Annotated in this window: 7 protein-coding genes and 1 pseudogene; 6 read left to right on the plus strand and 2 right to left on the minus strand. The window is 59.7% G+C overall.

Annotation, left to right across the window (positions count from 1 at the left end):
- Positions 1–1,277 (minus strand): annotated as a pseudogene (locus FNA46_RS14910) (hypothetical protein); the annotation flags it as partial.
- Positions 1,278–1,522: 245 nt separating this feature from the next.
- Between FNA46_RS14910 and FNA46_RS14915 the strand changes: the two are divergent.
- Both FNA46_RS14915 and FNA46_RS14920 read left to right on the plus strand, forming a co-directional pair.
- The gene (locus FNA46_RS14915) at positions 1,523–1,834 is read left to right on the plus strand and encodes a helix-turn-helix domain-containing protein (RefSeq protein WP_143126008.1); all 312 of its coding nucleotides are present in this window, start codon (positions 1,523–1,525) and stop codon (positions 1,832–1,834) included.
- Positions 1,827–3,080 (plus strand): type II toxin-antitoxin system HipA family toxin, encoded by a 1,254-nt coding sequence (locus FNA46_RS14920; protein ID WP_143126034.1) that lies wholly within the window; start codon positions 1,827–1,829, stop codon positions 3,078–3,080. Before FNA46_RS14915 ends, FNA46_RS14920 begins: the two co-directional genes overlap by 8 nt.
- A gap of 214 nt (positions 3,081–3,294) precedes the next feature.
- On the opposite strand, the gene FNA46_RS14925 is transcribed toward FNA46_RS14920, so the two are convergent.
- The gene (locus FNA46_RS14925) at positions 3,295–3,984 is read right to left on the minus strand and encodes a cyclic nucleotide-binding domain-containing protein (RefSeq protein WP_143126009.1); all 690 of its coding nucleotides are present in this window, start codon (positions 3,982–3,984) and stop codon (positions 3,295–3,297) included.
- A gap of 244 nt (positions 3,985–4,228) precedes the next feature.
- On the opposite strand from FNA46_RS14925, the gene FNA46_RS14930 reads away from it, so the two are divergent.
- From FNA46_RS14930 to narJ, 4 genes are read left to right on the plus strand one after another with little or no spacing between them, the layout of a single operon-like run.
- Complete coding sequence (locus tag FNA46_RS14930; protein ID WP_143126010.1) at positions 4,229–6,967, plus strand: nitrate/nitrite transporter; 2,739 nt, start codon at positions 4,229–4,231, stop codon at positions 6,965–6,967.
- A 15-nt stretch (positions 6,968–6,982) separates the two neighbouring features.
- Entirely contained in the window at positions 6,983–10,741 is a 3,759-nt protein-coding gene (locus FNA46_RS14935) for a nitrate reductase subunit alpha (RefSeq protein WP_143126011.1), read from the plus strand.
- Positions 10,738–12,276, plus strand: coding sequence for a nitrate reductase subunit beta (gene narH / locus FNA46_RS14940; RefSeq protein ID WP_143126012.1), 1,539 nt, complete (start codon positions 10,738–10,740; stop codon positions 12,274–12,276). Before FNA46_RS14935 ends, narH begins: the two co-directional genes overlap by 4 nt.
- Entirely contained in the window at positions 12,276–12,983 is a 708-nt protein-coding gene (gene narJ, locus FNA46_RS14945) for a nitrate reductase molybdenum cofactor assembly chaperone (RefSeq protein WP_143126013.1), read from the plus strand. Before narH ends, narJ begins: the two co-directional genes overlap by 1 nt.
- Positions 12,984–12,992: the final 9 nt, after the last annotated feature.

Genomic DNA, 12,992 nt, shown 5'->3' on the forward strand with positions numbered 1-12,992 from the left:
GAAAAACCGGCAGCAGGCCAGCCAAAGGTTAGTTTGCTGAGCGGCACACCGCGCCCTTTGACGACGCTGGCGGGTGAGGCCGCGAGTGCACCGAACATGAGGCCGAGATGCTCGACCTTCTGGGATGCGGTTTCCTCTCCCCAAACTCCATTTCGTTGGAAGCCGATTGCGGTCAGCGTCGATGTCTTGAAGCGGATCAGATCGGCCATCTCCATAGCCAACCGCGGCGGCGCATCGACGACGCCGGACAGGAGATCAGGATCTTCAAAGGCCTCGGGATTGTGGCTCGTGCTGTCCGAGTTCACTTGGGGTCGTGGAGACAGGGTGCCTCCGCCATAGGTGATCCCTGGAAATCGAATTGCATAACGCTGTTTGGTGGCCGCCGCCTGGTAGCGACGATAGTCGGTTGAGCCCGAGATGATGACCCGGCGCACCCATTCGAGGATTTCTTCCCGCTTGGAGAACGGCAAGCTGCTGAAATTGTCCGGAAGATGCCATGCAAGTCGTCGCCGCTCGGCCGCGCTGATGTCGCCCATATCATGGCCGTATAGGGAGCGGGATTGGTGCGGCAGCTTCGCTTTGAAATACCCCTGTGCCAATTGGTAACGCCGCTCGATGCGGGACAGGATCTCGAAGCTCGTCAGAGATCGCGGCACGCGCTCGCCCTGAACCCACGACAGCAGAGTCTTGTCATCGAAAGTCTCGCCCAGGCGAACGAGGGCGCGGTAGAGTTGCCAGTAGCTCTCGCCGAACCGGCGCATGTGATAAACGAGCGCATCGTTAAATCTCGCCGGATCATCGGTCGCCTCAAACAATGGCTCAGGGAATGGGCTGATTGGTTTCGGTTGTGGTCCCCTCGGCACTGATGACGAGGTAGCCGGGGTCTTGTCGGAGAGGATCTGTCGCGGTCTGGAACGCGTCGCAGTTTCCACCTCGCGCCGAACGGTATTGCGCGATTTCGTGCGTGTTTTCACCGGCTGTATGTCGTCGGCGGCAGGCGGCCCGCCGAGCCAGCGGATAATCGCGTCCAGTCCCGGACGGAGCGCCTTCTTCAAATCGCCTGTCATCTGGTTTTCGATCCCGCATGCCTCGCCAATAGCCGTCCAATCCATACGGCCATTAACGATCGGTGGTGGCCGGCGGTGAATGACAAGACCAACGAGATAGGGCCGAATGCTTTCCAGAACTCGCTGTGAGGCGATTGGCGCGATGCGTACCTCGCAGAAATCCGAGATTTTTCGTTGAAAGTGATGAGTTGAAAGATCCTGTTTTGTCATGCTCTTATTCCGTTCTCTCGGCACCAGTGCCGAGCGCGGGCGGGTAGGAGCGGACATTTAAAGAAGCGTGTATTGCGGGTGTGCTTCCAGTTTCGGTGCCTACCAGTAAAGGAGACAAAAGTGATCTGTAAGAAGATCTTTTTGTCTCCTATGATCCCTATTAGCGGCATTTAGTTTGACATGGGTAGATACGATGAGATACGTAAACATATCATAATGGGAAAGATGAAGCGTTAAGGTATCGTATGAGGTCGGATTCTGAGGCTCTTCAGGAGATAGGGCGGCTGCTCAAGACGTCGCGCAAGACTTTGGGCCTCACTCAGGAGCAGGTTGCAGATATGGCGGGTCTGTCGCGTCCGCGTTACCGCGAGATTGAGGCTGGAGCCAGCGCTGCTCGTACGACCACACTGATCAACATCGGTCGTGCGCTTGGTCTGGAACTGATGCTCATCCCGCAGGCCATCGTCCCGGCGGTTGAAGCTTTGCTGCGGCCAGGTGGCACCGAAGATGACCTTCCTGCTTTCGTCGCCAGTCCCGATGGTGATGGCAATGTCTGATCCGCCTCTTGATCCAAGATCTATAACCTCACTGGACGTGTTGCTGAATGACCTGAAGGTCGGCATGATCGTGAGGACGCCGGGAGACTTCAACGCGTTCAGCTTTGAGGAGAGCTATCGACAGACGGGTGGTTTCCCAGTGCTCAGTCTGTCTTTTCGCGCGGCACATGGAGGTTTGCGGAAGGACCCGAAGCCTGTCGCTAAGGCTTTACCACCGTTCTTTGCGAACCTTCTTCCAGAGGATAAACTGCGCGAGGCGATGGAGAAGCACCATTCAGGTAGCGTGCGTGCAGGGAATGATTTCGACCTGCTTGCAGCTCTTGGATCGGATCTGCCAGGGGCTGTCCGAATTGTGCCGAGCGAAGGCAGCGTTGTTCGTAATAAGGGTTTGACACCCCCCAGACCGAAGGCTCGGTTTTCGCTCGCCGGCGTGCAGATCAAACTTTCCGTCATCAAAAACACAGGCAAGGGCGGCGGTTTAACGATCCCCTTAGGCGACGAGCAGGGTTCATATATCGCCAAGTTTCCATCGACATCATTTCCCGGGGTCTCGGAAAACGAATTTGCAAATCTCGCATTGGCCGAAGCGATTGGTATGGACGTGCCGGAACGCGAGCTTGTGGAACAATCGCAGTTCGAGGGTATCCCGGAGGAGTTTGAGACATTGTCCGACGGCAAAGTCCTCCTCGTCAAACGTTTCGATCGCGTTGCCGGTGGTGAGCGCGTCCATATCGAAGATTTCGCTCAGGTATTTGGCGTCTATCCGTCTCGAAAATATGAGGGTGCTGCCTATCATGATATCGCTGTGGCTATTGGGGTCGCCGTTTCTCCAGCAGCAGCCCTTGAGTTCGTGCGACGACTGGCTTTGGCTGTGCTGACAGGAAATGGCGACATGCACCTCAAGAATTGGTCGTTGATTTATCATGGTAAGGGCGACAAGCCGACACTTGCCCCGGTCTATGATGTGCTCTCGACTGTCCCTTACATTCCGTCGGACGCCATGGCATTGTCGCTGGCCGGTGAAAGGCCGTTCAAGGCAATGAACGCCCAGCGATGGAAAGTCTTCGCTCATCGTGCGCGACTGCCGGAAGCTGCTGTGCTGAAGGCTGTTACGGAGACGGTGGAGCGCGTCAACCAGTCTTGGTGGTCTCTGCCTGAACGAGCTGTTCTCCCCGATAGAGTGCTGGAGCGGATTGACGCCCACATCAAGCTGATGTCGACGATCCTCGGCACGTGCGCTGATTAGCAATTGGTGTTTTTCCGTAACTCGTTGGCAGTTTCATAGCCCACCAATGCCAATAGGGTCGCTGGTTCGAATCCGTTCAAGAGCGTCGTCTGTCGGTAACCCGAACGCTTCCTGACCAATACGGCGACGGCTCATTGCAAACCTCCATCATTCGACAAAGGTGTTGAATCATCAATGATTCCATACGTCTACATTTATCCGCGCACAGGTCTCATTACCCATCAATGAGCAGATTGGGCTTGGCGATCACCGCCAGCGCCTTCAGATCATTGAGCACTACGCTGGAGCCATTCACGCTCACGCCATAGGGCTTCAGGGTGCGGAATGCGCGCGAGAGGTTCTCCGGCGTCATGCCCAGAAGCGAGGCGAGAATCCGTTTCTCATAGGGCAGTTCCAGCACGCCATGGCCGCCCTGTTCGGCCTCGTAGCGGATCAGGCGATTGGCAAGCCTCTCCACCGAGGAGCGCAGCTTGATGTTCTTGTGCTCCTTCACCACCCCGCGATACCGCGTGGCAAGTTCCGAAACGATGGCACGGGCAAAAGCCGCGTCTTCCTCGAAAGCCAGCCGCACATCCGCAGCCGACACCAGCAGGATCCGCGAGCGCGCGATGGTCCGGGCCGCCATCAGATAGACCGCATCCTTCAGCACGGCCGCCAGGATGAAGGTTTCCACCGGGCGCACCACGGCCATGGTTTCCTCCCGCCCGTTGGCGGCGGCATACAGTTCCACCGCCCCCTCCACCAGCACATAGAGAAAATCCGCGGTGTCGCCTTCGTGGATCAGGGTCAGATGCGCCGGAAAGGTCTGCAGATAGGCCGCCTGCATCAGACGCTCGAAGCTCTGCTCGCTCATGGTCTCGAACAGGCCGAGCGCCTTGACCTGGGGCAGTTCCGAGGATCGCATCCTGTCCTCCTCCTTGAGGATTTTCACGTCACGGCTTGATCAATGTCATGCCGCCCTGTCCCGATATCCGGCTGGTGCCTGATCTCTGCCCAGCCCGCCCTTGCGGTTGCGGCGCTGCCTTCTTGTTTCTCAAAACGGGCAGGTGAGAGTTGATGTAAATCAAGCGGGATTGACCTCTCCCCGTAGCAAGCTCCTCCGCAACGAAAGCAATGGCTTTCTTTTCAGGGACAAGGGGCTTCATCCAATGCATGCTTCTGACGCAGTGAGCGGCCCGGCGCAGCACCGGGCACTGGCCTCAAGCACGGTGGCGTTCACGGTCTGCTTTGCCGTGTGGACCATCTTCGCCATCATCGGCATCCAGATCCGCAAGGATCTCAACCTTTCTGAAACGCAGTTCGGCCTGCTGGTCGGCACACCGATCCTCACCGGCTCGCTGCTGCGGGTCGTGCTCGGCATCTGGACCGACCGGTTCGGCGGACGGCTGATGTTCGTCGCCACCATGCTGGCGGCCTCTGCCGCAACTTTTCTTCTCACCTTCGCCAACACCTATCCGCAGATGCTGCTGGCAGCACTCGGCGTCGGCATTGCCGGCTCCTCCTTTGCCGTGGGCGTCGCCTATGTCTCGCGCTGGTATCCGCCGGAAAGGCAGGGCATGGCGCTCGGCATTTTTGGTGCGGGCAATGTCGGCTCGGCGGTGACGAAGTTCTTCGCGCCGCTGGTCATGGTCGCCTTCGGCTGGCAGACGGTTGCCGAAATCTGGGCGAGCGTGCTCGCGTTCACCGCCATCCTCCTTTTCGTCACGACGAAGGATGACCCCGTTCTCGTGGCGCGCCGCCGTTCGGGCGAGAAGCCCAAAGGCTCCTGGCTCGAGCTGGAGCCTTTGAAGAATGTGCAGGTCTGGCGCTTCTCGCTCTACTACTTCTTCTCGTTTGGGGCCTTCGTCGCGCTGGCACTCTGGCTGCCGCAATATCTGACCAAGGTTTACGGCGTCGATATTCGTCTTGCCGGTGTCATTGCCGCCTGTTTCTCGGTGCCAGCCAGCCTGTTTCGTGCCTATGGCGGCCATCTTGCAGATGTCTATGGCGCACGCCGGGTCATGTACTGGACCTTCCTCGTCTCGGTCGCCGCAACCTTCGTCCTGTCCTATCCCGCGACGGATTACGTGATCCACGGCGTCAACGGGCCGATCAGCTTCCATGCGGAAATGGGTGTCGTGGGCTTCACGGTGGCGATTTTCGTCCTTGGTTTTTTCATGGCCATGGGCAAGGCCGCCGTCTTCAAGCACATCCCGGTCTATTATCCGCAACATGTCGGTTCGGTCGGCGGCCTGGTTGGCATGATCGGCGGTCTGGGCGGCTTTATCCTGCCCATCGTTTTCGGTGTGCTGCTCGATCTGACCGGGCTGTGGACCAGCTGCTTCATGCTGCTGTTCCTCATCGCGCTTGGCTCGCTCACCTGGATGCATCTCGCCATCCGGCAGATGGAGCGGGAAGCGACTGGCGCTGCGCTGGAAAAACTGCCCGCTTTCCCGGAACTGCAAGGTCTGGAGCCCGCTGTGGTCAAGAAACCTTCTGGCGCGGTGCTCACCGATTGGCGGCCGGAAGACAAGGGCTTCTGGCAGCAGACGGGCCGCAAGATTGCCCGGCGTAATCTCTGGCTTTCCATTCCTTCCCTGCTGCTCTCCTTTGCCATCTGGCAGGTCTGGTCGGTCGTCGTCGCAAAGCTGCCGCTGGTGGGCTTCCAGTATACGACCGATCAGCTGTTCTGGCTGGCCGCACTGCCCGGGCTTTCGGGGGCAACGCTACGCATCTTCTATTCCTTCATGGTGCCGGTGTTCGGCGGCAGGCTATGGACGACGCTCACCACCTGGTCGCTGATCATCCCGGCGCTCGGCATCGGCTATGCCGTGCAGAACCCCGAGACGCCCTATGTCGTCATGTTGATGCTGGCCCTGCTGTGCGGCTTCGGCGGCGGCAACTTCGCATCCTCGGTTGCCAATATCTCCTTCTTCTTCCCGAAGGCGGAAAAGGGCAATGCGCTGGCCCTGAATTCCGGGCTTGGCAATCTGGGCGTCAGCGTCGTGCAGTTTGCCGTGCCGCTGGTCATCACCGCCGGTATTTTCGGAAGCTTCGGTGGCGACGCGGCCATGACACAGACGCCAGCCGGTCCGGTGCCGCTCTGGCTGCAGAATGCGGGCTTCTTCTTCGTGCCCTTCATCGTGCTCTCGGCGCTCGGCAACTGGTTCGGCATGAACGACATTGCCTCTGCCAGGGCATCCTTCTCGGAACAGGCCGTCATCTTCCAGCGCAAGCATAACTGGCTGATGTGCTGGCTCTATACGGGCACTTTCGGCTCCTTCATCGGCTACTCCGCAGGCTTCCCGCTGCTCAGCAAGACGCTGTTTCCCGATGTGAATGCTTTGCAATACGCCTTCCTCGGGCCGCTGGTCGGCGCGCTCTCGCGCTCGGCAACCGGCTGGCTGGCGGATCGTTTTGGCGGAGCGCGCGTCACCTTCTGGGCGTTCGTGCTGATGATGATCGGCGTTTCCGGCGTGCTCTACTTCATCGGTATCCGTCAGGAACCGCATGCATTTGCTGGCTTCTTTGCCGCCTTCCTGCTGCTCTTCCTCGCATCCGGCGTTGGCAATGCCTCCACCTTCCAGATGGTGCCGGTGATCATGGCGAAGGAAATGGGCCGCCTGATGCCGAATGCGACACCAGAAGTGCGCCGTGTCCAGGCCGAAAAGGAATCGGCGGCCATCACCGGCTTCATCTCCGCCATGGCCGCCTTCGGTGCCTTCTTCGTGCCGAAGAGCTACGGGAGTTCCATTGCGCTGACCGGCGGACCGGAAGCGGCACTCTGGGCTTTCCTCATCTTCTACATCACCTGCCTTGCCATCACCTGGGGCTTCTATTGTCGGCGCGGCGGCCTGCTGCACGACATCGAGCACGCGCCAAAAGCCACGGCTGCGGCATCCAGATAAGAAAGGATCACCTCCATGAGTCATCTTCTGGATAGACTGAATTTCCTCGCCCGAAAAAACGTCGGCACATTTGCCGAGGGGCATGGCGTCACCACCAATGAAAGCCGCGAGTGGGAGGACGCCTACCGCAAGCGCTGGCAGCACGACAAGATCGTGCGCTCGACCCATGGCGTGAACTGCACAGGCTCCTGTTCGTGGAAAATCTACGTCAAGGGCGGCATCGTCACCTGGGAAACCCAGCAGACCGATTATCCCCGCACACGGCCCGACCTGCCGAACCACGAGCCGCGCGGCTGCGCCCGCGGTGCGAGCTACAGCTGGTACATGTATTCCGCAAACCGCGTGAAATATCCGCTCATCCGTGCGCGCCTGCTGAAGCTGTGGCGCAAGGAGCGGGCGGTGAAAACGTCGGTCGGCGCCTGGGCCGCCATTCAGGAAGACCCGTCAAAGCGCGCTGAATATACCCGGCAGCGTGGCCTGGGCGGCTTCGTGCGTGCCACCTGGGATGAGGTGAACGAGATCATCGCCGCCGCCAATGCCTATACGGCGAAAACCTGGGGGCCGGATCGCCTGATCGGCTTCTCGCCGATCCCGGCCATGTCCATGGTGTCCTATGCGGCGGGCTCCCGCTATCTCTCGCTGCTCGGCGGCGTGTGCATGTCCTTCTACGATTGGTATTGCGACCTGCCGCCCGCTTCGCCGCAGACCTGGGGCGAGCAGACCGATGTGCCGGAATCCGCCGACTGGTATAATGCAGGTTTCCTGATGCTCTGGGGCTCCAACGTGCCGCAGACCCGCACGCCGGATGCGCATTTCTACACCGAGGTACGCTACAAGGGCGCGAAATCCGTTGTCGTTTCACCCGATTATTCGGAAGCCGCGAAATTTGCCGATCTCTGGCTGCACCCCAAGCAGGGCACGGATGCGGCACTCGCCATGGCGCTCGGCCATGTGATCCTGCGCGAATACCATCTCGACCGGCAGGTGGCCTATTTCGAGGATTACTGTCGTCGCTATACCGACATGCCCATGCTGGTGAAGCTGGTCGAGAAGGACGGCAAGCTGATCCCCGACCGCTTCCTGCGCGCCAGCGATTTCGACGGCACGCTTGACGAAGCCAACAATCCCGAATGGAAGACGGTGGCTTACGATGCCGCGTCGGAAAGCTATGTCGCACCTGCGGGTTCCATTGGCTTCCGCTGGGGTGAGGCGGGCAAGTGGAACCTGGAAACCAAGGATGGCAAGGGTCAGACGACCGATCTCGCCATGAGTTTCCTGGGTGAAGGCGCTCACGATGAAATTGCCAATGTTGCCTTCCCCTATTTCGGCAACAAGGAGCATGATTTCTTCGAGGGCACGGATCACCCGAGCGTTCTCGTGCGCAAGGTTCCGGCGCGCAAAATCGCGCTTGTGGAGGGTGAGGCGCTGGTCGCCACGGTCTTCGATCTGTTCGTCGCCAATTACGGGCTGGAGCGCGGCCTGGGCGATGAAAACTCTGTCTCGTCCTATGATGAAATGCTGCCCTATACACCCGCCTGGGCGGAAAAGATCACTGGCGTGCCGCGTGCCCAGATCATTGCCGTGGCCCGCGAATTCGCCACCAATGCGGAAAAGACGCAGGGACGTTCCATGGTCATCCTGGGTGCCGGTCTGAACCACTGGTACCACATGGATATGAACTATCGCGGCATCATCAACATGCTGGCGATGTGCGGCTGTATCGGTCAGTCGGGCGGTGGCTGGAGCCATTATGTGGGGCAGGAAAAGCTGCGCCCGCAAACCGGCTGGACGGCGCTTGCCTTTGCACTCGACTGGAACCGCCCGCCGCGCCACATGAACTCCACCTCCTTCTTCTACGCCCATACCGACCAATGGCGCTATGAAACGCTGAAGGTGAACGAGATCCTTTCGCCCACCGCACCGGACGGGCCGTGGGATGCGTCGCTGATCGATTACAATATTCGGGCTGAGCGCATGGGCTGGCTTCCCTCTGCGCCGCAGCTGAAAACCAACCCGCTTCAGGTGGCGCGTGATGCTGCGGCCGCTGGCCAGGATGCCAAGGATTACGTGGCTGAGGGGCTGAAGACAGGTAAGCTTTCGCTTTCCTGCGAAGACCCGGACCATGAGGCCAACTGGCCGCGCAACATGTTCGTCTGGCGCTCCAACCTGCTCGGTTCCTCCGGCAAGGGCCATGAATATTTTCTTCGCCATCTGCTTGGCACCTCGCACGGCGTGCTCGGCAAGGATTTGGGGGAGGAAGGCCGCCAGCAGTCGAAGGAGGCCGTGTGGCACGAAAAGGCGCCGGAAGGAAAGCTGGACCTGCTGGTGACGCTCGACTTCCGCATGTCCACCACATGCGTCTATTCCGACATCGTTCTGCCAACGGCCACCTGGTACGAGAAGAACGACCTCAACACCTCGGACATGCACCCCTTCATCCACCCGCTGACGGGTGCGACCGACCCCGCCTGGGAAGCACGCAGCGACTGGGAAATCTTCAAGGGCATTGCCCGCAGCTTCTCGAAAATCGCGCCGGAGGTTCTGGGGGTCGAGAAAGATGTGGTGCTGGTGCCCACCCTGCACGACACGCCCGGCGAGCTGGCGCAGCCCTTCGATGTGAAGGACTGGAAGACCGGCGATATTGACCCGATCCCCGGCAAAACCATGCCGATGGTGACCGTCGTCGAGCGCGACTATCCGAATCTCGACAAGCGGTTCACGGCCCTGGGGCCGTTGATGGACAAGCTTGGCAATGGCGGCAAGGGCATTTCCTGGAACACCGAGCATGAAGTTGAGCTTCTTGGCCGCCTGAACGGTGTCGTCGAAAACAGTGGCCCGACGCAGGGTCGGCCGAAGATCGAGACAGACATTGATGCGACGGAGGTGATCCTGTCGCTTGCGCCAGAAACCAATGGCGAGGTGGCGGTCAAGGCCTGGGAGGCGCTGTCGAAATTCACCGGTCGCGACCACACCCATCTGGCGCTGCCCAAGGAAGACGAGAAGATCCGCTTCCGCGATGTGGTGGCCCAGCCGCGCAAGATCATTTCCTCACCCACCTGGTCCGGGCTGGAATCGGAAAAGGTCTGCTACAATGCGGGCTATACCAATGTGCATGAGCTGATACCCTGGCGCACCCTGACAGGCCGCCAGCAGCTCTATCAGGATCACCTGTGGATGCGCGCCTTCGGTGAAGGTTTCTGCGTCTACCGCCCGCCGATCGATACCAAGACGGTGATACCCGCCATTGTCGACAAGGCGGATGGCCAGTCGCATCTGGTGCTGAATTTCATTACCCCGCACCAGAAATGGGGCATCCACTCCACCTATACCGACAACCTCTTGATGCTGACGCTGAACCGCGGCGGACCTGTCGTCTGGATTTCCGAGACGGATGCGGGACGCGCCGGCATCGCCGACAACGACTGGGTCGAGGTCTACAACGCCAACGGGGCGCTTGTGGCCCGCGCGGTCGTCTCCCAGCGCATGAAGGATGGCACGATCTTCATGTATCACGCGCAGGAGAAGATCGTGAACACGCCCGGCTCACCCATCACGGGCCAGCGCGGCGGGATCCATAACTCCGTCACCCGCGTCATCACCAAGCCCACTCACATGATCGGCGGTTACGCCCAGCAATCCTACGGCTTTAATTATTACGGCACGGTTGGTGCCAATCGTGACGAATTCGTCGTGGTGCGCCGCCTGGCGCAAGTTGACTGGATGGACGAGCCGATGACCCAATCCACGCCCGCAGCAAAGGAGGCGGCAGAATGAAAATTCGCGCACAAATCGGCATGGTGCTGAACCTCGATAAATGCATCGGGTGCCACACCTGCTCTGTCACCTGCAAGAATGTCTGGACCAACCGTGAAGGCGTGGAATACGCCTGGTTCAACAATGTCGAAACGAAGCCCGGCATTGGCTACCCCAAGGATTGGGAAAACCAGAAGCGCTGGAATGGCGGCTGGGTTCGCAAGAAGAACGGCAAGATCGAGCCGAAGATGGGGCCGAAATGGCGGGTGTTGGCAAAGATCTTTGCCAACCCGGACCTGCCGGAAATAGACGACTATTATGAGCCCTTCGATTACGATTACGGCCACCTTCAAGCCGCTCCCGAAAGCCGCACCATGCCAACGGCGCGCCCGCGCTCCAAGCTGACCGGCGAGCGGATGGAGAAGATCGAATGGGGGCCGAACTGGGAGGAAATCCTGGGCGGCGAATTCGCCAAGCGTTCCCGCGACGCCAATTTCGAAGGCGTCGAGAAAGAGATTTACGGCCAGTTCGAAAACACCTTCATGATGTATCTGCCGAGGCTGTGCGAGCACTGCCTCAACCCAACCTGCGTGGCGGCCTGTCCTTCGGGTGCCATCTACAAGCGCGAGGATGACGGTATCGTCCTGATCGATCAGGAAAAATGCCGCGGCTGGCGCATGTGCATTTCCGGCTGCCCCTACAAGAAGATCTATTACAACTGGAATTCCGGCAAATCGGAAAAGTGCATCTTCTGCTATCCCCGCATCGAAGCCGGCCAGCCGACAGTCTGCTCGGAAACCTGCGTCGGGCGCATCCGCTATCTCGGCGTCATGCTTTACGATGCCGACCGGATTGCGGAAGCCGCCTCTACCACCAATGAAAAGGATCTCTACGAGGAGCAACTGAAGCTTTTCCTCGACCCCAATGATCCCAAGATCATCGCGCAGGCGCGTCGCGATGGCGTGCCGGAAGCGTGGCTGGAGGCGGCCAAACATTCGCCGGTCTACAAGATGGCGATGGAATGGAAGGTGGCATTTCCGCTGCACCCGGAATATCGCACCATGCCGATGGTCTGGTACATCCCGCCGCTTTCGCCGCTGCAGGCCGCAGCCCAGGCGGGCAAGCTCGGCATGGATGGCGAAATCCCGGATGTGCGCTCGCTGCGCATCCCCGTCCGCTACCTCGCCAACCTGTTGACAGCAGGCAAGGAAGAACCGGTTATTTCCGCACTGGAACGCATGCTTGCCATGCGCCGCTACATGCGCGCCAAGACCATCGATGGCATGATTGACGAGGTGGTCGCCGCACGCGTCGGCATGACCGGTGCGATGATCGAAGAGATGTACCGCATCATGGCGATCGCCAATTATGAGGATCGCTTCGTCATCCCCACCACGCATCGCGAGGTATCGGAAGATGCCTATGACGTGCGCGGCTCCTGCGGCTTTTCCTTCGGCAATGGCTGCTCCGGCGGCACGTCGGAAACCGACATCTTCGGTGCCAAGCGCAAGAAACTCGTCCAGACACCCACGGACATCTTCAAGGAGCAGGTCTGATGGACATCGCCTTCAAAATTGCGTCGCTTTTGCTTTCCTATCCTGATCAAGACCTGATGGCCGCTTTGCCGGAGCTGAAAGCGGCACTGGCCCGCCGCGACGTGGCGGAGCCCGTCCGCCTATTGTTCAGCCGCCTGATCGATGATCTCGCCAGACTGGACCTGCTGGAAGCGCAGGAGCGCTATGTTCATCTGTTCGACCGCAGCCGCTCGCTTTCCCTGCACCTGTTCGAACATGTACATGGCGAAGGCCGGGATCGTGGGCAAGCCATGGTGGACCTCAAGACCATGTATGAAGGCCGCGGCTTCGAGATCGATGCCCGGGAAATGCCGGATTATCTGCCGCTGTTTCTCGAATTCCTCTCCGTGCTGCCCTCTGAAGAGGCGCATGAACTGCTGGCTCAAACGGCACATATCGTGGCGGCCATCGGTGCCCGATTGAAAAAGCGCCCTTCGGTTTACGCCAATGCCTTTGCCGCACTTTCCCTGCTAACCCGCAGCGAACCGGACGCAGCCCTGCTTTCTGCTCTGCTTTTGGCGGAGGAAGATGACCCCGACGATCTGGAAGCGCTGGATCGCATCTGGGAGGAAGAGGCCGTGACCTTCGGCGGCAATGCAGGGGAGGGGGCTTGCGGCCCCGACCGCCTGCGCATGCAGGTGCGTGCAGCGCAACGACGCCCCGCAGCCCACAGCGCAACCCCGAACTGAGGAGGCTTC

The organism is Affinirhizobium straminoryzae, from assembly GCF_007004135.1.
Taxonomy (GTDB): domain Bacteria; phylum Pseudomonadota; class Alphaproteobacteria; order Rhizobiales; family Rhizobiaceae; genus Neorhizobium; species Neorhizobium straminoryzae.